The organism is Nocardiopsis sp. NPDC006139, from assembly GCF_040614155.1.
GTDB classification, from domain to species: domain Bacteria; phylum Actinomycetota; class Actinomycetes; order Streptosporangiales; family Streptosporangiaceae; genus Nocardiopsis; species Nocardiopsis changdeensis.
This window is the reverse complement of the sequence record NZ_JBEXTT010000018.1, coordinates 38,246-62,164: the sequence shown is the minus strand read 5'-3', so window position 1 is coordinate 62,164 and position 23,919 is coordinate 38,246. Positions and strand designations below refer to the sequence as shown.

The 23,919-nt window shown below is 74.3% G+C and carries 16 protein-coding genes; 14 read left to right on the top strand and 2 right to left on the bottom strand.

Going from position 1 to position 23,919, the window contains the following annotated elements; genetic code table 11:
• Nucleotides 1-23: 23 nt before the first annotated feature.
• The 5 genes from acnA (at nt 24) to ABZ249_RS22405 (ending at nt 10,891) form a co-directional block, all read left to right on the top strand.
• Nucleotides 24-2,747, top strand: coding sequence for an aconitate hydratase AcnA (gene acnA / locus ABZ249_RS22425; RefSeq protein ID WP_355266143.1), 2,724 nt, complete (start codon nt 24-26; stop codon nt 2,745-2,747).
• A 184-nt stretch (nt 2,748-2,931) separates the two neighbouring features.
• Nucleotides 2,932-4,899: a hypothetical protein gene (locus tag ABZ249_RS22420; RefSeq protein ID WP_355266140.1), complete on the top strand. Its 1,968-nt coding sequence runs from the start codon at nt 2,932-2,934 to the stop codon at nt 4,897-4,899.
• Nucleotides 4,889-6,298, top strand: a complete 1,410-nt coding sequence (locus ABZ249_RS22415) for a hypothetical protein (RefSeq protein WP_355266137.1) — start codon at nt 4,889-4,891, stop codon at nt 6,296-6,298. The genes ABZ249_RS22420 and ABZ249_RS22415 overlap by 11 nt, the downstream gene beginning before the upstream one ends.
• Nucleotides 6,299-6,561: 263 nt before the next feature.
• A complete protein-coding gene (locus ABZ249_RS22410; RefSeq protein ID WP_355266134.1) occupies nt 6,562-8,805 on the top strand; it encodes a protein kinase in 2,244 nt (747 codons plus the stop codon).
• A gap of 43 nt (nt 8,806-8,848) precedes the next feature.
• Nucleotides 8,849-10,891 (top strand): serine/threonine-protein kinase, encoded by a 2,043-nt coding sequence (locus ABZ249_RS22405; RefSeq protein WP_355266131.1) that lies wholly within the window; start codon nt 8,849-8,851, stop codon nt 10,889-10,891.
• A 7-nt stretch (nt 10,892-10,898) separates the two neighbouring features.
• Here the strand turns inward: ABZ249_RS22405 and ABZ249_RS22400 are convergent, their stop codons facing one another.
• Complete coding sequence (locus tag ABZ249_RS22400; RefSeq protein WP_355266128.1) at nt 10,899-11,549, bottom strand: TetR/AcrR family transcriptional regulator; 651 nt, start codon at nt 11,547-11,549, stop codon at nt 10,899-10,901.
• A 143-nt stretch (nt 11,550-11,692) separates the two neighbouring features.
• Between ABZ249_RS22400 and ABZ249_RS22395 the strand changes: the two genes are divergently transcribed.
• The gene (locus ABZ249_RS22395; protein WP_355266125.1) at nt 11,693-12,589 is read left to right on the top strand and encodes an alpha/beta fold hydrolase; all 897 of its coding nucleotides are present in this window, start codon (nt 11,693-11,695) and stop codon (nt 12,587-12,589) included.
• A 29-nt stretch (nt 12,590-12,618) separates the two neighbouring features.
• The gene (locus ABZ249_RS22390; RefSeq protein ID WP_355266122.1) at nt 12,619-13,473 is read left to right on the top strand and encodes an alpha/beta fold hydrolase; all 855 of its coding nucleotides are present in this window, start codon (nt 12,619-12,621) and stop codon (nt 13,471-13,473) included.
• Here the strand turns inward: ABZ249_RS22390 and ABZ249_RS22385 are convergent.
• Nucleotides 13,454-14,029, bottom strand: coding sequence for an AAA family ATPase (locus ABZ249_RS22385; protein ID WP_355266348.1), 576 nt, complete (start codon nt 14,027-14,029; stop codon nt 13,454-13,456). The genes ABZ249_RS22390 and ABZ249_RS22385 overlap by 20 nt on opposite strands.
• A 161-nt stretch (nt 14,030-14,190) precedes the next feature.
• Here ABZ249_RS22385 and ABZ249_RS22380 point away from each other — a divergent pair, with 161 nt between their 5' ends.
• The 7 genes from ABZ249_RS22380 to dxs all read left to right on the top strand — a co-directional run bounded on the left by ABZ249_RS22380 (nt 14,191) and on the right by dxs (nt 23,890).
• Nucleotides 14,191-15,366 carry an ROK family transcriptional regulator gene (locus ABZ249_RS22380; RefSeq protein ID WP_220560205.1) on the top strand — a complete coding sequence of 392 codons (1,176 nt, stop codon included), beginning with the start codon at nt 14,191-14,193 and terminating at the stop codon, nt 15,364-15,366.
• Nucleotides 15,367-15,646: 280 nt separating this feature from the next.
• Nucleotides 15,647-16,789, top strand: coding sequence for a sugar ABC transporter substrate-binding protein (locus ABZ249_RS22375; RefSeq protein ID WP_355266118.1), 1,143 nt, complete (start codon nt 15,647-15,649; stop codon nt 16,787-16,789).
• Between the two features lie 84 nt (nt 16,790-16,873).
• Nucleotides 16,874-17,671, top strand: coding sequence for an ATP-binding cassette domain-containing protein (locus ABZ249_RS22370; RefSeq protein WP_220560207.1), 798 nt, complete (start codon nt 16,874-16,876; stop codon nt 17,669-17,671).
• Entirely contained in the window at nt 17,671-18,951 is a 1,281-nt protein-coding gene (locus ABZ249_RS22365; RefSeq protein ID WP_355266115.1) for a sugar ABC transporter permease, read from the top strand. The genes ABZ249_RS22370 and ABZ249_RS22365 overlap by 1 nt, the downstream gene beginning before the upstream one ends.
• A 556-nt stretch (nt 18,952-19,507) precedes the next feature.
• On the top strand, nt 19,508-20,761 hold the full coding sequence (locus tag ABZ249_RS22360; RefSeq protein ID WP_355266112.1) for a styrene monooxygenase/indole monooxygenase family protein: 1,254 nt from the start codon (nt 19,508-19,510) through the stop codon (nt 20,759-20,761).
• Nucleotides 20,762-20,912: 151 nt separating this feature from the next.
• Nucleotides 20,913-21,683 carry a sulfite exporter TauE/SafE family protein gene (locus ABZ249_RS22355; RefSeq protein WP_355266109.1) on the top strand — a complete coding sequence of 257 codons (771 nt, stop codon included), beginning with the start codon at nt 20,913-20,915 and terminating at the stop codon, nt 21,681-21,683.
• A 281-nt stretch (nt 21,684-21,964) separates the two neighbouring features.
• Complete coding sequence (gene dxs / locus ABZ249_RS22350; RefSeq protein WP_355266106.1) at nt 21,965-23,890, top strand: 1-deoxy-D-xylulose-5-phosphate synthase; 1,926 nt, start codon at nt 21,965-21,967, stop codon at nt 23,888-23,890.
• Nucleotides 23,891-23,919 lie beyond the last annotated feature (29 nt).

Sequence of the window (23,919 nt, the reverse complement as noted above, 5' to 3'; positions counted from 1 at the left end):
GGCGAGATCAGGAGGCAGACACCGTGTCCGCGAACAGCTTCGGCGCCCGTGACACGTTGCGCGTTGGCGACGAGTCGTACGAGATCTTCCGGTTGGACGCCGTGGAGGGCTCCAACCGACTTCCCTACAGCCTGAAGGTCCTCCTGGAGAACCTTCTGCGCACCGAGGACGGCGCGAACGTCACCGCCGACCACATCCGCGCCCTGGGCGGCTGGGACGCCAAGGCCCAGCCCAGCCAGGAGATCCAGTTCACCCCCGCCCGGGTGATCATGCAGGACTTCACCGGCGTCCCCTGCGTCGTCGACCTCGCCACCATGCGCGAGGCCGTCCGCGACATGGGCGGCGACCCGGACAAGATCAACCCGCTCGCCCCCGCCGAGCTGGTGATCGACCACTCCGTGATCGTCGACCTCTTCGGCCGCCCCGACGCCTTCGAGCGCAACGTCGAGATCGAGTACGAGCGCAACCAGGAGCGCTACAAGTTCCTGCGCTGGGGCCAGACCGCGTTCGACGAGTTCAAGGTCGTCCCGCCCGGCACCGGCATCGTGCACCAGGCCAACATCGAGCACCTGGCCCGCGTCACCATGAGCCGCAACGGCCAGGCCTACCCCGACACCTGCGTCGGCACCGACTCGCACACCACCATGCAGAACGGCCTGGGCATCCTGGGCTGGGGCGTCGGCGGCATCGAGGCCGAGGCCGCCATGCTCGGCCAGCCGATCTCCATGCTCATCCCGCGCGTGGTCGGCTTCAAGCTCACCGGCCAGCTCAAGCCGGGCACCACCGCCACCGACCTGGTGCTCACCATCACCGAGCTGCTGCGCCGGCACGGTGTGGTCGGCAAGTTCGTCGAGTTCTACGGCGAGGGCGTCACCTCCGTGCCGCTGGCCAACCGCGCCACCATCGGCAACATGAGCCCCGAGTTCGGCTCCACCGCCGCGATCTTCCCGATCGACGACGAGACCATCCGCTACATGCGCCTGACCGGCCGCTCCGAGCAGCAGGTCGCCCTGACCGAGGCCTACGCCAAGGCCAACGGCTTCTGGCACGACCCGGCCAACGAGCCCGAGTTCTCCGAGTACCTGGAGCTCGACCTGGGCGACGTCGTCCCGTCGATCGCCGGCCCCAAGCGCCCGCAGGACCGCATCGTCCTGGCCCAGGCCAAGCAGACCTGGCGCCACGACGTCCGCAACTACGTCGAGGACGGCGTCGACGAGGCCGTCGAGGAGTCCTTCCCGGCCTCCGACGCCCCCGCGCAGACCGCCAACGGCGCGCGCCCGCACAAGCCCGTCAAGGTCACCATGGCCGACGGTACCGAGACCGAGATCGACCACGGCGCCGTCGTGATCGCCGCGATCACCTCCTGCACCAACACCTCCAACCCCTCGGTCATGCTGGGCGCCGCCCTGCTGGCCAAGAAGGCGGTGGAGAAGGGCCTGTCCCGCAAGCCGTGGGTCAAGACCTCCATGGCCCCGGGCTCCAAGGTCGTCACCGACTACTACGAGCGCTCCGGCCTGACCCCGTACCTGGACAAGCTGGGCTTCAACCTGGTCGGCTACGGCTGCACCACCTGCATCGGCAACTCCGGCCCGCTGCCGGAGGAGATCTCCAAGGCCGTCCAGGACAACGACCTGGCCGTCACCGCGGTGCTGTCCGGCAACCGCAACTTCGAGGGCCGGATCAACCCGGACGTCAAGATGAACTACCTGGCCTCGCCGCCGCTGGTGGTCGCCTACGCCCTGGCCGGGTCCCTGGACGTGGACATCACCACCGAGCCCCTGGGCATCGGCAAGGACGGCGAGCCGGTCTACCTGGCCGACATCTGGCCGACCGCCGAGGAGATCCAGGAGGTCATGGACTCCGCGATCGCCGCCGACATGTACGAGGCCGCCTACGCGGACGTCTTCGCCGGCGACGAGCGCTGGCGCTCGCTGCCCACCCCGACCGGCAACACCTTCGAGTGGGAGAGCGAGTCGACCTACGTCCGCAAGCCCCCGTACTTCGAGGGCATGGCGCAGGAGCCGTCCCCGGTCACCGACATCACCGGCGCCCGCGTCCTGGCCAAGCTGGGCGACTCGGTCACCACCGACCACATCTCCCCGGCCGGCGCCATCAAGCCGGGCACCCCGGCGGCCGAGTACCTCAAGGCCCACGGTGTGGAGCGCCGCGACTTCAACTCCTACGGTTCCCGCCGCGGCAACCACGAGGTGATGATCCGCGGTACGTTCGCCAACATCCGCCTGCGCAACCAGATCGCGCCGGGCACCGAGGGCGGCTACACCCGCGACTTCACCCAGCCCGACGCCCCGGTGTCGTTCATCTACGACGCCGCGCAGAACTACGCGGCGCAGGGCACCCCGCTGGTCGTCCTGGGCGGCAAGGAGTACGGCTCCGGCTCGTCCCGCGACTGGGCCGCCAAGGGCACCAGCCTGCTGGGCGTGCGCGCCGTCATCACCGAGTCCTACGAGCGCATCCACCGCTCCAACCTCATCGGCATGGGCGTCCTGCCCCTGCAGTTCCCCGAGGGCCAGAGCGCGGACTCCCTCGGCCTGACCGGCGAGGAGACCTTCTCCATCACCGGCGTGACCGAGCTGAACGAGGGCCGCATCCCTGCCACGGTGAAGGTGAGCACCGACACCGGCGTCGAGTTCGACGCCGTGGTGCGCATCGACACCCCCGGTGAGGCGGACTACTACCGCAACGGCGGCATCCTGCAGTACGTGCTGCGCCAGCTGATCGCCGGGTAGCCATCCGGACTCCGCTGCCGCGCCCGACCGGCGCGGCGCGCGGTTCACGGGGCCTCCGCCGTCCGACCGACGGCGGAGGCCCCCTCCGTGTTCCCGGGGAGGAGCCGCCCCGGGCGCGACGGCCGCCGAAGAAGCAGGTGGAACCGGGTCGAAGGCGCCCGCAGCGGGGTACTATGCTCTGCCCATGCCCAACCCTCACCGTGCCCGCGGCCCGCTCCGCGCCCTGCTCCTCACGGTGGCCCCGGCCCTGCTGCTCCTGACCGCCCCCGCCCCCGGCGGCGCCGACACGGTGGACGGCGCCGACACCCCGGCGGTCGCCCCCCAGGCGACCTACGCCGAACACTTCGCCGGACTGCTCGCCGCCGAGCCCGAGGGCTCCGCGGTCGTGGTGGACGGCGCGATCGGCGGCCCGGTCCCGCCCGAGGAGATGGAACGCGGGATCCACGAGGCGTTCGCGCCCCTCGGGGTGCCCTACCACGTCGTGGTCACACCCTTCCTGGGCGCCGGCAGCGACGCCGGGATGGACGAGATCATGCCCGCCGTGCACGACCGGCTCGGCACCGACGGCGTCTACGCCGTCCTCCCGGCCTCGGGCGGGGTCACCGAACTGCGCGTCTACGGGGCCGACCTGTCGGTGGACGGCGGCCGGGACGCCGTCTACGACGCCGAGCTCTACGACGTCCCCGCCCACGAGGTGGCCCGGGTCCTGGTCGCCGGGCTGACCGGCGCCGAGCCCCCGGCGGAGTACGCCGAGGCGGAGGCCGGAGCGGGGGAGGGCTTCCTCGCCGAGTTCCGCGACGACACCGACCCCACCCGTTTCAACGGCCCCGAGAACCTCGGCTTCCTGGTGGGCACGGTGGCCGGCGCCCTGCTGTGCTGCGCCGGGTGGGTCACCTGGCGCGCCGGCCGGCGCGGCCACCGGTTCCTGCCCGTCGCGGCCGTGCTGGCGGCGGCCTCGGCGACCGGCCTCCTCGTCGCCACCACCTACACCTACACGGTGAACGCCCCCGTGGGCGGGCACGAGGTCCCCGACCCCGAGGAGCTGGTCCGGCTGGAGCCGCCGTACGTGGTCTCCACCGGCCGGGTCGAGCACGTCGCCGCCGCCCTGGCGGAGGACCCGCTCTACGTCGACCCGATCATGCCGCTGAGCCGCGAGGGCCTGGAGGACGCCCCCGGCCTGCTCGCCGGCTCGCCCGTCCCCGTCTTCGCGGCGGTGGTCCCGCTGCACCACGAGGACGAGGCCGAGGGGGACCCCGATATCCTGGCCGCGGCGCTGGCCTCCGTCGCCCGCGAGGACGGCGTCTACATCGTCGTCGGCTCCGGCAACGGCGTCCCCGAGCTCGGGGCGGCCGCCCGCGGGCTGGAGATCGACGCCTACGAGCTGTGGTCCCCCCTGGCCTACGACGAGTCGCAGACCCCGGCCGCCGCCCTGGAGGCCGCGGTGGCCGCCGTGTCGGAGATGGAGTTCACCCCCGGCGACGGGTACCGGCCGCTGTTCGCCGACGACGAGGTGAACCTGCCCGGGCCCCGCGCGGAGCGCTACTGGTCGGGCGGATTCTTCGGCGGCCTGCTGCTGGTGGGCCCCTTCGCGGCCGCCGCCGTGGTCGGCGCCTGCTACCTCGCCGTCTTCCTGTTCCGGCTCTCCCGGGGACGGGTCCGGGGCGTCCCCCTCAACGACCGGGTCCTGCGGCGCCTGGCCGTGGAGGAGACCGACCGGGTGCGGGCCCTGGTGGAGGGGGAGCCCGGCCGGATCCCCGCCGAGTTCATGCCCCAGGCCGAGGCCGCACTCATGGTCATGGGCCGCGACCCGCAGGGGCTCGACCTGCTCGGGGCCGCGGTGCTGTCGCGCCGGGTGCTGGCGGCGGTGGCCGACCCCGGCGCGGACACCACGCCCTGCGCCGTCGATCCGCTGCACCCCTTCGCCGCCGAACAGGTTCAGTCCCGGCTCCTGGGCGGCCGGGTCCCCCTGTGCGAGGAGTGCGCGCGGCTCGGCGACGCCGCCCGGTCCGAGCGCGTCCTGCGGCTGCGCACCGATGGCACGGTCCGCTCCTACCGGGCGAAACCGGAGGACCCGTGGATCCGTCATTCCTTCGGGGCGCACCTGCCCCGCCGCCTGGTCGACCTGCTGCTCGAGGAGAACCGTGTCCACTGACCCCCGCACCCCCGCACGCCGGCGGGCCCGCGTGACGGTCGCGGCCCTGGCCCTGCCCGCGGTCCTGTCCGCGGCCCTGGCCGGCGCACCGGCCCTGGCGGACACCGCACCTCCGGCGGACACCGCGTCCCCGGCCGACACCGCACCTCCGGCCGACACCGCGTCCCCGGCGGCGGGGGAGACCGCGGCGGGGGAGACCGCGGCGGAGGAGACCGCCAGCCCGGCCCAGGTGATCGCCGACGCCCTGGCCGAGTCGCCCGTCTACGTCGACTCCTCCTACGAGGGCGCCTACTCGGCCGAGGCCCGCGAGCGCGTCGTGACGGTGCTCGAACAGCACGACCTGGACCTGTACGTCATCGTCGTCCCGCTGGTCGAGGGCGACGAGTGGAGCGGGGAGGGCGAGGCGCTGGCCTCGGCCGTGCACGACCGCATGGGCGGCGGCGAGCGCCACTTCCTGGTCTACGACCGCCGCGGCGACCTGGAGGGCCACGACCTGGGCTCGGCCCCCGACGACTGGTCCCAGCCCGCCTTCTACGGCGCCCTGGCCGCGAGCTACAAGACCATGGACGGGCAGAAGACCCTGCCGACCCTCGTGGAGGCCGCGGTCGAGGCCGCCCTGTCCGACGACCCCGAGGCCGCCTATGAGACGGCGCAGCAGGCCTACTACGACCGGACGGGCCAGCCCCCGAGCGGGGCGCTCATGCCCGCGCGGTGGTGGAACCCCTGGGTCATCGGCGCGCTGGTGCTCGCCCTGCTGGCCGGGATCGGCGTCCCGCTGTACCGGCGCCTGGGCCGGTCCCGTCCCGGCGGGCTGCTGCGCCGCCGCCCGGCGGCGCCGATCGCCCAGCACGCGGCGTTCGACAACGCCGACCGCGCCCAGCTGGAGTCGCTGGTCGAACGCGGCGAGCGCGACCTCATCGAACTGGGGGAGCGGCTCAGCGAGGACGCCGGGGTGGCCCCGCAGAACCTGTCCCGGGCCCTGGACGCCCGCGACGCCGCCGCCCGCGTCCACGACCGGATGGCCCGGGAGGGCGCCACACTGGCCGACGCGGTCGGCGTGCTCGTCCTGCTGGACCTGGCAGAGGACGCGCTGGCCGGACTGCGCACCCCGCGCCGCCCCTGCTACGCCAACCCGCTGCACGGCAACGACACCCGGCAGACCCAGTGGCGCGAGTTCGGCGGCCTGCGCACCATCCGCGTGCCGCTGTGCCCCGAGTGCGCCCGCGCCGTGCGCGACCGGCTGCGGCCCACCGTGCTGCCCGCCGAGCACGAGGGCCGCTCGGTCCCCTACTACGAGGTGCCCGCCGAGCACAGCGTGTGGGCGGCCACCGGCTACGGGACGCTCACCGACGACCTGGTCGAGCGGGTCCTGAGCGGCGGGCACCGGGCGGCCCGCTGACCGCCGCGGGGACGCGGACCGGGGGCGGGCCGGGCGGCCGCCGTTGCGACGGGGGAGGTGTTCCGTCGTAAGGTGGTCCTGGAGAAGCGGTCGATTCGGGCGGGGCGGAACCCCCCTCGCCCCTCGGCCCCGGGCCGTCGCCGCACCGCGATGACCGCACACGCGCGTCACCGATGCCCCTGCCCCGCGCATCACGCCGACGGCCCCGCCCCGTCACCCCGGCGCACCGCCGCCGACCCGTGAGATCCGTGAAAGGCATGACCTTGGACGACCCCGCAGAGGCATCCGCCCCGCGTACCGTGGGCGGCTACCGCCTGGTGCGTTCGCTCGGCCGCGGCGGTTTCGGTGAGGTGTTCCTCGGAGAGGCCGGGGACGGGAGCCGGGCCGCGGTGAAGGTGCTGCACGCCTCCTGGTCCGGTGACGCGGACATGCGCCGCCGGTTCGCGGCGGAGGTGGAGCAGGCGCGGCGGGTGAGCGGTTTCTGTATCGCGGCGATCCTGGACGCCGATCCGGAGGCGGAGCAGCCGTGGATCGCCACCGAGTTCATCGACGGCCCCACCCTGCAGCGCGCGGTCGCCGAGGAGGGACCGCGCCGCGGGATGGAGCTGCAGCGGCTGGCGGTCAACACCGCCACGGCGCTGGCCGCGATCCACGCGGCGGGGGTGGTCCACCGCGACCTCAAGCCGGACAACATCATGCTGGCGGCGGACGGGCCGCGGGTGATCGACTTCGGCATCGCCCGCGCGGTCGAGACCACCTCGGTGACCGCCAGCGGGGTCGTGGGCACCATCGGGTACATGGCGCCCGAACAGCTGGAGGGCGCCCGACTCACCTCGGCCGTGGACGTGTTCTCCTGGGGCGCGGTCATGGTCTACGCCGCCACCGGGCGCGAGGCCTTCCAGGCGCCCACCCAGGCGTCGCGCATCGCCCGCATCCTCAGCGGAGGCCCCGATCTGGGGGACATCGACGAACCCCTGCGGAGCGTGGTCGAACGCTGCCTGGACAAGGACCCGGACCGGCGCCCGGACGCCTCCTCCCTGCTCAACCTGCTCATCGCGGGCCCCCAGGGCGGAGGCCCGGCCCCGGACGGCGCCGTGCACCCGGCGCCGGCTCCCGTCTCCGGCGTGGATCCCACCCGGGTGGCCCCGCTCCATGGCGTCGACCCCACGCGGGTGGCCCCGCCCCATGGCGTGGACCCCACGCGGGTTGCTCCGGCGCACGGTGTGGACCCCACGCGAGTGGCCCCGCCCCATGGCGTGGACCCCACCCGCTCCTACACCGGCCTGGCCCCGGCCGGGCCCGCCGCGCCCGCGGCCGCCGGGACGGCCGCCCCGCCGCCGGGACCGGTGTCCGCCCCGCGGCCCGCCCCCGGCAACACCGGCGCCTCCGGGTACCACACCGGTGTCGGCGGAGTCCCCCCGTACCACTTCGCCGGTGTCCGCTTCACCGACCCCGGCGCCCTGGCCGAGGCCATGCAGGGCAACTGGGCGGCGGCCGTCCGCGTGTTCGGCGACGCCACCGAGCGCGCCGCCCTGGGCGCCTGGCTCATGGACGACCTCGGCGACACCCTCGTCGACCGCTCCCTGTTCCGCCGCCACGCCGACGACGCCAACCTGGCCCTGGCCTCCTTCATCGCCCAGACCCGCCCCGACCTGCCGCCGGTCTTCCGCGGCCGCGGCGCCACCATGGCCGACCTCGGCGGGCTGTTCTCCGACCCGCGACCCGTCATCACCGGGGCGCCGATGTCCAACGAGATGGCCCTGCTGGCCCGCCCCGAGGTGCTGCGGACCATGGGCCTGCACCACGCTCCCGACCCGGCGGCGCACCAGCGCCTGGCCGACTCCCTCGACGCCGCCGAGCACGCCGGGAACACCTTCCACCAGGAGCTGTCCGGCCGGCTCGCCGGGTGGCGGTCGGCGAGCCCCAACGTGAACCCGGCGCTCATCCTCACCTTCCTGCTGCACCCCGAGCTGATGGTCCCGCCCCACGACGGCGGCGACTCCGGGGTGGGGGAGTGGATCGACATCCTCTGGCGCCGGGTGGACGCCTCCCCCGGCCCGGCCGGGGTGGGGCACGCCGCGGCGATCTACGGCGCCGTCCCCACCCTCCAGGCGCTCTCCCGCCAGCGCCGCTACTGGGAGGAGCGCTACACCAAGGTCGCCACGGAGCACGAGTCGCTGCACGGCAAGGTCGTGCAGCAGCAGCGCTACTTCCAGATCCGCCGCTACTGCAACTACGCGCTCTTCGGCTTCCCGATCGGGATCGTCATCGGCATGTCCGGCCAGGCCGAGTGGCTGGGCGACCTGTTGGTGACGCTGTCGGTCCTGGCCCTGGCCGCCTCGGTCGTGCTCTCGGTGGTCCTGCGCGTCGGCTACGGCGACGTGGTGCGCCGCGGGCAGCGGGTGATGGAGCTGAACAACGCCGCGGCCCAGCTGCCGGAGCTGACCTCGGGCGTGGAGCGCATCCGCGCCGACCTGGTCCACGCGCGCCGCATCACCGGGGGCTGACCGGACGCCCCCGACCCCCGACGGCAGACCAGGAAGGTACGGCGTGCACGAGACCTGGGAGACGGACGGTTCCACCGTGGGCGGCTACCGCCTGGTGCGCTCGCTCGGCCGCGGCGGTTTCGGCGAGGTGTTCCTCGGAGAGGCCCGGGACGGGAGCCGGGCCGCGGTGAAGGTGCTGCACGCCTCCTGGGCGGGCGACGCCGAGATGCGCCGCCGGTTCGCGGCGGAGGTGGAGCAGGCGCGGCGGGTGAGCGGGTTCTGCATCGCGGCGATCCTGGACGCCGACCCCGGGGCGGAGCAGCCGTGGATCGCCACCGAGTTCATCGACGGCCCCACCCTCCACAGGGCGGTCGCCGAGGAGGGGCCGCGCCGAGGGGCGGAGCTGCAGCGGCTGGCGGTCAACACCGCCACGGCGCTGGCCGCGATCCACGCCGCCGGTGTGGTGCACCGGGACCTGAAGCCGGAGAACATCATGCTGGCGGCGGACGGGCCGCGGGTGATCGACTTCGGCATCGCCCGCGCGGTCGAGACCACCTCGGTGACCGCCAGCGGCATCATCGGGACCGTCGGGTACATGGCCCCGGAGCAGTTGGAGGGCGCCCGTCTCACCTCGGCCGTGGACGTGTTCTCCTGGGGCGCGGTCATGGTCCACGCGGCCACCGGGCGCGAGGCGTTCCCCGGCCCCACCCGGGCCTCCCGCATCGCGCGGGTCCTGTCGGGCGAGCCCGACCTGGACGGCGTGCCCGAGGAGCTGCGCGGGACGGTGCGGACCTGCCTGGACAGGGACCCCCGCCGCCGCCCGGACGCGCGCACCCTGGTGGACCACCTCATCACCGGCGCGCCCCTGGTGGAGGCGCCCGAGCCCACGGTGGTCGACCCGGGGGAGGGGCCCCTGCCGCCCACCCTGGCCTACACCGCGGCGGCCCCGGCGCCCGCTCCGGTCCCGCACACCCCGTCGCCCCCGGGGGAGGCCCCGCCGTACCACTTCGCGGGCGTCCGGTACACCCGGCCCGGCGACCTGGCCGCCGCGATGCAGGAGCAGTGGGCGCAGGCGGCGGCGGTCTTCGAGGACCCGGACGCCAGGGCGGCCCTGGGCACCTGGATCACGGACGACCTGCGGGACACGACCGTGGACCGCGCGCTGTTCCGCACCCGGCGGACCGACGCCGACCTGGCCGTGGCGACCTTCGTGGCCCAGACCCGCCCGGACCTGCCCCCGCGCTTCCGCGGCCACGACGTCTCACCCGACACCCTGCGGTCCTTCTTCGCCGGCGCGCCGCCCGCCGCGCCCGCGGAGGCCGGCGGCCTGGCCCGCCCGGGGATACTGCGCCAGCTGTCGCTGCACCACGGCGAGGCGGCGCGCGGCCTGGCCGCGCCGGCCGCCGAACTCGAGGCGGCGGCGCGCGCCGCCGCCTCGTTCGGGGAGGAGCTGGCCGAACACCTCGACGGCTGGAAGGGCGGGCGGCACGCGGCAGCGGACCCGGCCCTGCTGCTGGCCTTCGTGCTCGACCCCGGGCGCGTGCGCCGCCCGGCCGCGCCCCCGGGCACCGCGGCCGCGCAGTGGATCGACGCGCTGTGGAAGCGGGTGGACGCCTCCGAGGGGGCGGCGCGGGCCGGGTGCGCGGCCGTGGTCCACGGCGCACTGCCCCTGATCGACGGGCTGGTCCGGCGGCGGGAGCAACGGGAACGGCACGGGGCGGAGCGGGAACAGGAGCTGCGGACCCTCCGGGGCGACCTGGCGTTCTACGACAAGACGTCCAGCCGCCTGGTCCGGCTGGGCGGGACGGCGCTCGCCTGCCTGGTGCTCGCCTTCGTGGTGCTGCCGGGGATGACGGAGGGGAGCGGCTCCGGGTGGGCCGGGTTCGTCGGGCTCTGCCTCATGGTCGGCCTGCTCTCCCCCCTGTTCGTGGTGTTCGCCCACATCCAGGCCCGCGTCCGCGTCGGGAACGGCGAGCGGCGCCGAAGGCTCCGGGAACGGCTGCGGGGGCTGGAGGAGGACCAGGCCGCCCTGGTGCGGGAACTGCACACCATGCGCGCCGACCTGGAGAAGGCCGGGGCGCTGGCCGCGGCCCCGCCCCGGCGGTGAGGGGCGCTCAGTCCTCGGCTTCCCAGGGGCGGGGGGCGTCCGGCGCGGCCAGGGCCGACAGGCGGGCGACGACGGCGGCGCGCGCCAGCCTGTAGGGGCGCTCCAGGTCGTCCTCCAGCAGGGAGTCGGAGTTGGCGGTCTCCAGGAACGAGGCCAGCTCGAACACCAGCAGCTCCACGTCGGTGCCGGGGGACAGCTCGCCCAGCTGCACGGCGTCGGCGGCGCTGCGGGTGAGCAGGTCGCGCCACTCGCGGCGGGTCGCCACCAGGGCGTCGCGCACCCGGCCGGGACGCGACTCGAACTCGGCGTTGACGGTGTAGAAGAAGCAGCCGCCCGGGAACACCCGCCCCTGCGAGTAGACGGCCCAGTTCTCGAACAGGCGCCACAGGCGGGACAGCCCGGGCCGGACCTCCAGGGCTCCGTCCACCACGTGGTCGGCGAAGATGCGGCGACCGGCGCGGATCGCGGCCAGCTGGAGCTCCTCCTTGGAGCCGAAGTGGGCGAACACCCCGCTCTTGCTGACCTGGAGCTCCTTGGCCAGGCGGCCCAGGGAGAGCCCCTCCAGCCCCTCCACCGAGGCGATGTCCACCGCGCGGCGCAGCACGGCGCGCCGGGTCTGGTCGCCCCGCTGCACGCGGCCGTCGGTCCGGGTCGTCATGCGCACCTCCCGCACCACCCCCGCCGGGTGGCCCTCGTCCGAACGACAGGTCGGTCGTCAGGACACCATAGCCGCTACTTGACGCCTGACCTCTCGCAAACAAATAATACGATCGTTCGTATAGTTTGTGAAGAAGGAGACCCATGGGCGCGTTCGAACCGCTTCCCCTGCTCGGTGCCGCCGTCAACGCACTGGCGCTGCCCGCCCCGCGCCTGGCCGGGTCGCTGTCCAGACGGCTGTGGGCCTCCCCGCCCCCGCCCCGGGCCGTCCCCGACCGGGACCGGGACCTGCACGAGGCGGCCGACACCGCGACGGTCCGCGTCGGCCGCTGGGACGTGGCCGCCTACGCCTGGGGCGACACCGCCCGCCCGGTGCTGCTCGTCCACGGCTGGCGCTCGCGCGCCGCACGCTTCGCCCCCCTCGTCCGCCGCCTGGTCGACCTCGGCTACGGCCCGGTGTCCTGGGACGCCCCCGGCCACGGGGCGACCGGCGGACCGGTGGGCACCATCCTCGACGCGCTGCGGATCCAGCGCCTCCTCCAGGAGCGGTACGGCCGCTTCCACGCCGTCGTCGCCCACTCCATGGGAGCGCCCTTCGCCGTCCACGCCCTGCGCGAGGGCGTCGAGGCCGACCGGGCGGTCCTCCTCGCCGGGGTGTCGGACTTCGGCTTCCTCCTCACCGCGTTCACCGACGCCCTGGGGATGGGGCCCCGCGCCCTGGCCGCACTGCGCGCGGACGTGGAGCGCCACTACTTCGACGCCGACCCGACGGTGTGGGAACGCTTCTCCACCACCCACCGGATCGACACCCTGGAGCAGCCGTTCCTCCTGCTGCACGACGACACCGACGAGGTCGTGCCCTTCGCGCACTCCCTGCGCACCCTCGAACACCTCGGCGGGCGGGGGCGGATGATCGCCACCACCGGCCTGGGCCACAGCGGAGCCCTCTTCGAACGGGAGCACCTGGACGCCATCACCTCCTTCGTCCAAGGCGCCGACCTGCCCGTGCCCGCCCCCGGGGACCGGACCGGCACCGCATGACCCCCGGCGAACCCGAGAAGGAGACCACCGTGACCACCGCCCCCCATCCGATCGACCTGGAGGTCCTGGCCGTCACCGCGCCGCGTGTGGCCGGCCGGCGGGCCCTGCGCCTGTGGACCGACCCGGGCGACACCTCCGCGGTCGACCGCGACCGCGACGTGCACGAACGCGCCCGCGTCGACCACCTCGGCCACCGGGGGTGGCGGGTCGCCGCCTACACGTGGGGCGAGGGCGCGCGCCCCGTCCTGCTGGTCCACGGCTGGGGCTCGCGCGCCGCCCGCCTCGCCCCGCTGGTGCGCGCCCTCACCGCCCGCGGGCACACCGTCGTCTCCTGGGACGCCCCCGGGCACGGCGCCACCGGCGGCCCCGCCGGGACCGTCCTGGACGCGCTGGCCGTCGCACGCCTGCTCCAGGAGCGGCACGGCGACTTCGCGGCCGTGATCGGCCACTCCCTGGGCGCGCTGTTCGCCACCCACCTGGTGCGCGAGGGGATCCGGACCGACCGGCTGGCCCTGCTGTCGGCGATGGCCGACTTCGAGGGCACCGTCGACGGCTTCGTAGCCGCCCACGGCTGGGGCCCGCGGGTGAACCGGGCACTGCGCCGCGCCATCGAGGACGACCTCTTCGACGGGGACCGGGACCTGTGGAAGCGCTACGCCACCGTCCGCGACGCCGACGCCCTGGACGTGCCGGTGCTGCTGTTCCACGACGTCGACGACCCGCTGATCCCCCACGCCGAGTCCGTGCGGATCCTCGCCGCGATGGGGGCGGGGGCCAGGATGGTCGGCACGGTCGGCCTCGGGCACAACCGCATCCTGGCCGACCCCGACGTGCTGGAGCGGCTCACCGCGTTCGTCGCCCCGGTCAGGGCCGAGGTGTGGTGAGGTCCGTCCCCCGCGTGTTGCCGACGACGGCGTCGGCGTGCTCCCGGGGGCGCTCGGCCGCGTAGAACACCGCCTCCTGATCGGCCCAGACCCGCCGGAAGGGGGCGTACAGCCCGGCGTCCCCGCGCGCGTCCAGCCGCCGGGCGCGCACCGCGTCGGGCGCGTCCACCCACACCGACAGGTCCACACGGGGGCGCACGATCCGAGCCCCGGAGCCGCACCCCTCCACCACCAGGACCCCGCCCGCCGCCACCGGCCCCGGCAGCGAGTACTCCTCCCGGGAGAACCGGCCGCGCGCCCAGTCGTAGCGCCGCCAGCGCGCCGCGCCCCCGCGGGCCAGCGGCTCCAGCACCCACTCCACCAGCAGCTCCGGTGCCCGCGCGAGTCCGTGCCACCCCGGGTACAGGTCGTCCATCGGCAGCACGGCGACCGCGGTGTCCCGTGCCGCCAGCGCCGCACGCAGCCGCTCCGCCACCGTGCTCTTGCCCGACCCGGAGCGCCCCTCCACGGTGACGACGCGCACGCGCCCGCGGTCGCCGGGGACGGCCGCGGCCAGCCGGTCGTCCCAGCCGGCCCGGTCGGTCTCCACATACAGAGCGGTCACGTTCGGACCCTAACGTGCGCGGGTGGGCGGTTTCCGCTTGCGTTCAATCCTTGTAGCATTCGACACAGAAGGCACGGTCGGACCGTGCCGCGAACGACCGGAAGGGACGCCCGGTGACCGACACCGCAGTGACGCCGGGGTCCCAGTCCGCCCTCCGGCAGGCCAACGAGCAGCGGGTCGTGGACGTCCTGCGCCGCGAGGGCACCCGCACCCAGGCCGAACTGGCCCGGGCCACCGGCCTGTCCGCCGCGAGCGTCTCCAACATCGTGCGCGGCCTGCGCGCCGCGGGCACGGTCGCGGTCCACGACACCTCCTCCAACGGCCGCCGGGCCCGCGCGGTCACCCTGGTGCGCCCGCCGGGGACGGTGGTGGCGGTCGACTTCGCCCCCGAGCGGGTCACGGTCGCCGTCGGCGACAGCGAGGGCAACATGCTGGCCCGCGAGGAGATCGACTACGACGTGGCCGCCGACCCCGACCGCGGGGTGCGCCGGGCCTCGTGGCTGGCCGAGACCACCCTGCTGCGGGCCCGCATCGACCTGTCCACGGTGGGCTCGGTGGTGGCGTCGGTGCCGGGGCCGATCGACCCGCACGGCGGCGAGGTCGGCGGCATCTCCTGCCTGCCCCGCTGGGCGGGCTTCCGGCCGGCCGAGGCGCTGGGCGAGCGGCTGGGCGTCCCGGTCATCGCGGAGAACGACGCCAACCTCGCGGTCCTGGCCGAGCTCCACCGGGGCGCGGGCCAGGGCGCCGAGCACCTCATCCACCTGGTCATCGGCGACGGGGTGGGCGCGGGCATCATCGTCTCGGGCGGACTGTTCCGCGGGGCGGGCGGCACCGCGGGCGAGGTCGGGCACATCGCGCTGGACCCGCGCGGCCAGGTGTGCCGCTGCGGCAACCGGGGGTGCCTGGAGACGTTCGTGGGGGCCGGGTACCTGCTGGACATGCTGCCGCAGAACACCTATGTCTCCCACGGCCCCGGACCGGCGGCGGTGGAGGACCTGGTGGGCGCCGCCCGCTCGGGCGACCCGGGGTGCCGGCGCATCCTCGCGGAGGCGGGCACGGCGCTGGGCCAGGGCGTGGCGATCATGGCCAACCTGTTCAACCCCGACCGGGTGATCGTCGGCGGCGACCTGGCCGAGGCCGGCGAGCTGCTGCTCGACCCGATGCGGCGGGCCATGGAACTGGGGGCGCTGGGCAGCGCCCTGTCCCGGCTGGAGCTGCTGCCCAGCGCGCTGGGACGCGACGCCTCCCTGTACGGGGCCCTGCGCATGGCGGCGCAGAGCATCCACTGAGCCACGCAGAGTGCCCACGGGCCTCTCCTTGACCTTTCCGTGGTGAAGCTTTGTGTTGCCCGTACGTGGTCGTCCGTGTTCCTTCCGCGCATGCTGGAGGGGCGCCCTTCTTCACGAATGCGCCCTGACCTGCGGTTTCTTTGATTTTAACTGCTGAACGCAAAGTCCGTGATGTTTCAGTTATGTGTTCAGGAGTTGACGACAAGCCTGCGGAGGGGTCTACTTCACAACATCACTCGCGAGTTCACATCCGTCCCCCGCACGTCAGAAAGGTGCAGCGTTGAGTACACGCACCGCACACCAGCGCAAGGTCGCCGGAGGCTTCGCCGCCGCCGGCGCCGCCCTCACCCTTCTCGTCTCCGGTTGTGGTTCGCTCACCACCTCGGGCGAGGACGCCGAGAGGGAGACCCACAGCATCGAGGAGGGCTTCCACGTCGGCCTCCTCCTGCCCGAGCTCCAGACCGCCCGCTACGAGGCGTTCGACAAGCCCTTCTTCGAAGAAGCGCTCGCCGAGCTGTGCCCCAACTGCGAGCTGTCCTACGCCAACGCCGACCAGGACGTCGACGAGCAGCAGACCCAGGCCCAGGCCATGCTCACCGAAGGGGTGGACGTCCTGGTCCTGGACGCGGTCGACTCCGCGGCCGCGGCCGGCACCGTCAGCGAGGCCCAGGCCCAGGGGGTCCCCGTGGTCGCCTACGACCGCCTCGCCCAGGGCGGCGTGGACATGTACGTCTCCTTCGACAACCACCGCGTCGGCCAGGTCCAGGCCGAGGCCCTGATCGAGGCCCTGGAGGAGCGCGGCACCGCCGGCGAGGGCCAGATCGTCATGATCAACGGCTCGCCCACCGACCCCAACGCCGCCGACTTCAAGGCCGGCGCCCACGAGATCTTCGACGGACAGGTCGAGATCGGCCAGGAGTTCGACACCCCGGACTGGTCCCCGGACCAGGCCAACAGCCAGATGGAGGGCGCCATCACCGCCCTGGGCGTCGATGAGATCGTCGGCGTCTACTCCGCCAACGACGGCATGGCCTCGGGCATCATCGCCGCGCTGCGCAGCGCCGGCGTGGACGTCGACGACCTGCCGCCGGTCACCGGCCAGGACGCCGAACTCGCCGGCATCCAGCGCATCATCGCCGGCGAGCAGTACATGACGGTCTACAAGGCCATCCAGCCCGAGGCGCAGGTCGCCGCCGCCATGGCCGTCGCCCTGGCCACCGGCACCGACCCCGAGCTCGGCGAGTACAACCTCGTCGACGTCGAGGACGCCAACGGCGAGACGGTCCCCTCCGTCCTGCTCGAGCCGATCGCGGTCACCGAGGAGAACGTCGGTGACACCGTGGTCTCGGACGGGATCTACTCCATCGAGGAGATCTGCACCGACGACTACGCCGACACCGACTTCTGCCAGGAAGCCCTCTAGGCACGGTGCGACGCCCCGACGGTGCGGGCGGGCCCCCGCCGCCCGCCCGCACCGGCCCGGGACGAGAGAAGAGATAACGAACGCATGAGTACACCAGTCCTGGAACTGTCCGGGATCTCCAAGACCTTCGGGGCGGTCCGCGCGCTCAGCGACGTGGACTTCCACGTCGCCGAGGGCGAGGTCGTCGCCCTCCTGGGGGACAACGGCGCCGGTAAATCCACGCTGGTCAAGGTCATCTCCGGAGCCCACCCCGCCGACAGCGGCGGCGTGATCCGCTGGGACGGCCGACCGGTCTCCATCGGGGCCCCCGCCGACTCCCAGCGCCTGGGCATCGCGACCATCTACCAGGACCTCGCCCTGTGCGACAACCTGGACATCGTCGCCAACCTCTTCCTGGGCAACGAGAAGCTCCACTTCCCCGGCACCCTCGACGAGGTCGAGATGGAGAGCCGGGCCCGGGAGCTCCTCGACTCCCTGTCGGTGCGCATCCCCAGCCTGCGCGTGCCGGTGGCCTCCCTCTCCGGCGGCCAGCGCCAGATCATCGCCATCGCCCGCTCCCTGCTGGGCCAGCCCCGCGTGGTGATGCTCGACGAGCCCACCGCCGCCCTGGGCGTCGCCCAGACCGCCCAGGTCCTCGACCTCATCGAGCGCCTGCGCGACCAGGGCCACGGCGTCGTCCTGATCAGCCACAACATGGCCGACGTCCGCGCGGTCGCCGACCGCGCCGTGGTGCTGCGGCTGGGCCGCAACGCCGGCGACTTCCCCATCGCGGAGACCAGCTACGAGGAGATCGTGGCCGCCATCACCGGTGCAGCCGACAACCCGGTGAGCCGCCGCACGCAGCGCACCGGTTCCTCGGCCCTGGCCACGGAGGACAAGTGATGACCCAGCAGACCCCGGTTTCCAAGGCACCCGGAGAGGGTGCGGCCGCCTCGGGCGAGCCCGCGCGCGACCCCCGGCTGCTGACCACGGTCGCCTCGCCCAAGGGCTGGCTCCAGGCCCTGCGCCGCAACCTGCGCAGCGGTGAACTGGGACCCATCCCCGTCATCGTGGGGCTGCTGCTGATCGCCGTCGTCTTCCAGTCGATGAACGATCGCTTCCTGTCGCCGCAGAACCTGTCCAACCTGACCCTGCAGATCGCCGCCATCGGCCTGATGACCACGGGCGTCATCATGGTCCTGCTGCTGGGCGAGATCGACCTGTCCATCGGCTCGGTGGCCGGCCTGTCCGCGGCCGTCCTGGCGGTCCTGGCGGTCAAACAGGGCGTCCCCGAATGGGGGGCCATCGCCGCCGCGGTCGGCGTCGGCCTGGTCATCGGGCTGATCCACGGCACGGTCTTCGCCAAGGTCGGGGTGCCGGCGTTCGTGGTCACCCTGGCGGGCCTGCTGGGCTGGCAGGGCGTGCACCTGTACCTGATGGGCGCCGACGGCACCATCAACATCAGCCCCAACGGGGCGATCGCGATGCTCACCCAGACCTACTTCGTGCCGTTCGTGGGCTGGGCCATCGCGGCCATCGCGGTGGGCCTGTACGTCGTGTCGGTGGCCGTGGTCGAGCGGCGGCGCCGCCTGGCCGGCCTGCCCTACAAGCCGCTGAGCGAGATCGCGTTCCGCGCCGCACTGCTGGCCCTGCCGATCCTGGGCGGGGTGTGGGTGCTCAACCAGTACAAGGGCGTGCCGCTGGCCTTCCTGATCTTCGTGGGCTTCGTGGTCGTCCTGGACCTGGTCCTGCGCAAGACCCGCTACGGCCGCATGGTGTACGCGGTCGGCGGCAACGCCGAGGCGGCCCGCCGCGCCGGCATCAACGTCGACCTGATCCGCATCTCGGTGTTCGGCATCGCCTCCACCCTGGCGGCGCTGGGCGGCATCATGCTGGTCTCCCGCAACTTCGCGGCGAGCGTGTCCACCGGCAGCGGCGCCGAGCTCATGATGGCGATCGCCGCCGCGGTCATCGGCGGCACCAGCCTCTTCGGCGGCCGCGGCAACGCCTACTCGGCGCTGCTGGGCGGCCTGGTCCTGGGCGCCATCACCTCCGGCCTGCTGCTGCTCCAGATGGACACCTCGGTGCGCTTCATGATCACCGCGGCCGTCCTGCTCATCGCGGTCATCATCGACGCCGTCTCCCGCAACGGTCGCAAGACCAACGCCAGGGGAGGCGCCTGACACCCGCGGTACCCAGACCCTCTCCCGGGAAGGAGGCGGCGCTCACTCCCCGCCGCCTCCGAGCCCCGGTCCGGCCCCGGTAGCCGGACCGGGGCCCTTCGCGTGCCCGACCCGGCCGTCCCGGGGAGGAGGCCGCGGGCCGGCCCGCCTGTGATGTGCGTCGCTTCGGGCGGAGGGCGCGCGGGGCGGCCCGGCGGGCGCGGGGGCGGAGCCGGCGTGGAGGCTGGCGGAGGGCGTGCCGGTCCGGCGGCGGACGGGGCGGGAGCGGTGCGCCACGGCGGTGAGCTGCGCGGACGCCCGTCCGGGGCCGCCGGCGCGGGACCGCGGACGCCTTCCGGCCCCCCGGAGGCCCGGCACGGCCGGAGGTCCCGGGCGCGCAGGGGCGAAGGTCCCGGTCGGCGGGGGTGCCCGAGGGGCCCGCGGGCGCGCTGCTAGGTTCGCCGCGAAACCACCGCCCGCCCGGGGTCGCACACGGACCGCCACGTGTACGCCCCCTCCTCGTCGTGCCCCGGAACCGTCCGGGCCCCGCGCGGGCCCGAACCACGGAGCAAGGCACATGCGCAGAATCCTCGTCGTCGGCACCGGGCAGTCCGGCCTGCAGCTCGCCCTCGGCCTGCTGGCCGAGGACTACGACGTCACCCTGGTCGGCCCCGACGGGCCCGGGGAGATCCGCGCGGGCCGCATCACCTCGACCCAGTGCCTCTTCGGGCCCGCCCTGCGCCGCGAGCGGCGGCACGGCCTCTCCCTCTGGGAGGACCGGGCCCCGCGGATCCTCGGCGTCGGCCTGCGCGTCGCCCCCCGGGAGGGAGGCGTGCCGGGGCCGTCCTGGCTCGGGCGCCTGGACGAGCCCGCCCGCTCCGTCGACCAGCGCCTCAAGCTCTCCGCCTGGCTGGACCTCTTCGTCCAGGGCGGCGGCCGCCTGGTCCGCCACCGGGTGCACCCGACCGAGCTGTCCGCGCTCGCCGCCGAGTACGAGCTGGTCGTGGTGGCCACGGGCCGCGGCGGCCTCGCCGAGGTCTTCCCCCGGGACACCGCCCGCTCCCCGCACGACGCCCCCCAGCGTTCGCTGGCCCTGGTCTACGCCTCGGGGGCCGCCCCCCACCCCGACGGCCCGGCGCTCTCCCGCACCGCCGTCCCGGGCGCGGGCGAGGTGTTCAGCCTGCCCGTGCTGTCCCTGAACGGCCCCTGTGACGCGCTCATGGTCGAGGCGGTGCCCGGGGGTCCCCTGGACCGCCCGCTGCCCGCCACCGCCCACGCCGGGGACGTCCTGGAGCACCTGCTGCGCGTGGTGCGCCGCCACGCGCCCTGGGAGTACGAGCGGTTCGCCGGGGCCCGCCCGGCCGACCCCATGGCCGCCCTCACCGGCGGGTACGCGCCCGCGGTCCGCGAGCCCGTCGCCCGCCCCGGAGGGGGCGCGCCGGTCCTGGGCATGGCCGACACCGTGGTCGCCAACGACCCCATCACCTCCCAGGGCGCCAACATGGCCTCGCTGGCCGCCGACGTCTACCGGCGCGCCATCGTCGACCACGGGACGCGCCCCTTCGACGAGCACTTCATGCGCGGGGCGTTCGCCGAGTACTGGCGGCGGGCGCGCCAGGTCACCGCGTGGAGCCGGGTGATGCTCTCGGGGCCGCCGCACGTGTGGGAGCTGTACCGGCTGGCGGCCCGCCACCAGGAGACCGCCGACCGGTTCGCGAACTCCTTCGCCGACCCGACCGGGCTCATCGAGTGGTTCCTGCACCCGGAGCGGGCCCTGGAGTACATCGACGGGGTGTCCCGGCCCGCGTTCGCGGGCGGCCGCCCCCGCTGACCCCGCCGCCCCCGCGGGCGCGGTGTCCGCGGGGGCCCGCGGGAGGCGGACCGCGCCGGCGGCCCCGTACAGGCGGGCCGGGGGAGGGGTACATCCCATGTCCCTACCTCCCGAACCCGACCGGGAAGGTGCGGATGTAACGTCGCACCCCGTGCTCTCGGAATTCTTCTCGCCCTCCGGACACGGGGTGCTCCCGGCGGGCGACATCTGGACCTTCGCCGCCGTCGCCGCGCTCGCCATCGTCGTCGGGGCCGTGGTGCAGAGCACCGTCGGCCTGGGCCTGGGGCTGGTCGGCGCCCCCGTCCTGTCCCTGCTCGACCCCACCCTCGTGCCGGGGGCGCTCCTGGTCGCCGTCATCGTCCTGCCGGCCCTGACCCTGATCCAGGAGCGCGAGCACGTCGACTGGCGGGGCATCGCCTGGGGCCTGCCCGCCCGCCTGCCGGGAACGGTCCTGGGGGTGTGGGTGGTCGCGGCCCTGCCGCCCCGGGCGCTGGCCGGGGCGGTCGGCGCCATGGTGCTCATCGCCGTCGCCCTGTCCCTGCGGTCCTTCCGGGTGCGCATCACCCCGGTCTCCCTGGTCGCCGCGGGGGCCCTGTCCGGGTTCGCGGGCACCGCCACGTCCATCGGCGGGCCGCCCATGGCCCTGCTCTACCAGTACGAGGAGCCCGCCCGGGTGCGCGCCACCCTGGCCGCGTTCTTCCTGTTCGGCGGCGCCCTCTCCCTGACCGCGCTGGGGATCGGCGGGCAGCTCGACACCCGCACGGTGGTGGTCGGGGCGGCGGGGATCCCGCTGGTCGCCCTGGGCTTCGCCGCGGGCGTCGCCCTGCGCAGCCGGGTCGAGCCCGGGCCCCTGCGCCTGGGCATGCTCGCCGTGGTCGCGGCCTCGGCCGTCGCCCTGCTGGTCCAGGCGGTCCTCGGATAACCTCGGCGGGGCGGCGGAACGGCAAAGACTTCCCCGAGAACGGGTAATCTACCCCGAAAACCGTGCCGGGGGGCGGTGTCCCCGCGGTTCGAGGCCCGCCCCACCGGGGACGCGCGACCCGTGCACCCCGCCGCACCGGCACGCCCGGTGCCGGGCGGGACCCGTGGACGCCGCACCATAAACTCGGGTATGTATACCTGCCGGTAGCCAAACCCGGCCCATGTCAGGGGCCCGGTGCGGCAAACTCAACCGACACGCTGGACGAGGGGACTGACGAGACAGTGACACTGTTCGAGTCGATGCACAATCCGGAAGCTCTCAAGCGGCTTCCGGCCGATCAGCTCCCGGTCCTGGCCCAGGAGGTCCGGGACTTCCTGGTCGAGTCCTGCTCGCAGACCGGCGGGCACCTCGGCCCGAGCCTCGGCGTCGTCGAGCTCACGATCGCGCTGCACCGGGTCTTCGAGTCCCCCAAGGACCCCATCCTGTTCGACACGGGCCACCAGGCCTACGCGCACAAGGTCCTCACCGGCCGGCACGACTTCAGCAACCTCAAGTCCGAGGGCGGCCTGTCCGGCTACCCCTCCCGGGCCGAGTCCGAGCACGACTTCATCGAGAACTCCCACGCCTCCACCGCGCTGTCCTACGCCGACGGCATGGCCAAGGCCAACGAGGTCCGCGGCGTGCGCGACCGCACCGTCGTCGCCGTCATCGGCGACGGCGCCCTCACCGGCGGCATGGCCTGGGAGGCGCTCAACAACATCGCGGAGAAGAAGGACCGCCGCCTGGTCATCGTCGTCAACGACAACGGGCGCTCCTACTCCCCGACCCGGGGCGGCCTCGCCGACCACCTCGCCTCCCTGCGCATGGCCCCCGGCTACGAGCAGGCGCTGGACCTGGCCAAGACCACCCTCAACCGCACCCCCGTGGTCGGCCAGCCCCTCTACGAGGCCCTGCACGGCCTCAAGAAGGGCATCAAGGACGCCATCCAGCCCCAGATGATGTTCGAGGACCTGGGCCTGAAGTACCTCGGCCCCATCGACGGCCACGACGAGCCCGCGCTGGAGAAGGCGCTGCGCCGCGCCCGCGACTTCGGCGGCCCGGTGATCGTCCACGTCATCACCCAGAAGGGCAAGGGGTACGCCCCGGCCGAGAACCACGACGAGGACCAGTTCCACGCCCCCGGCCCCTTCGACGTCGCCACCGGCCGGGCCAAGCCCGGCTCCAAGGCCCTCAAGTGGACGTCGGTGTTCGCCGACGCCATGGTCGAGATCGGCGCCGAGCGCGAGGACGTGGTGGCCATCACCGCCGCCATGCTCCACCCCACCGGCCTGAACAGGTTCGCCGACGCCTACCCCGACCGCATCTTCGACGTCGGCATCGCCGAGCAGCACGCCGCCACCGCCGCCACCGGCATGGCCATGAACGGGCTGCACCCGGTCGTCGCCGTGTACGCGACCTTCCTCAACCGCTGCTTCGACCAGGTGCTCATGGACGCCGCCCTGCACCGCCAGGGCGTCACCTTCTGCCTGGACCGGGCCGGCGTCACCGGCAACGACGGCGCCAGCCACAACGGCATGTGGGACATGTCCATCCTCCAGGTGGTCCCCGGCCTGCGCCTGGCCGCGCCCCGCGACGCCGAGCGCCTGCGCACCCTGCTGCGCGAGGCCGTGGCCGTCGAGGACGCCCCCACCGTCGTCCGCTACCCCAAGGGCGCCGTCGCCGAGGAGCTGCCCGCCCTGGGCAAGGTCGGCTCCATGGACCTGCTGCGCCGCGCCGCCGACGGCGGCCACTCCGAGGACCTGCTCATCGTGGGCGTGGGCACCATGGCCCAGGTGGCCTGCGAGGTCGCCGACCGGATGGCCGACCAGGGCATCGGCGTCACCGTCATCGACCCGCTGTGGGTCAAGCCGCTGGACGAGGCGCTCATCGCCGAGGCCGCCCGGCACAGCGTCGTCGCCGTGGTCGAGGACAACGGCCGCACCGGCGCCGTCGGCGACGCCGTGGCCCGCCTGCTGCGCGACAACGACGTGGACGTGCCGGTGCGCACCTTCGGCATCGCCCAGGAGTTCCTGGACCACGCCAAGCGCGACACCATCCTCCAGGAGCAGGGCCTGACCCCGCAGGAGCTCTCGCGCAGGCTCACCGAGACGGTCTCGCGCCGCACCGAGGGCGCCGCCGACCCGGCGCTGGCCGACAAGTCGGCCTGACCGTCCCGGACGGGAGGGGTCCTGCTGCC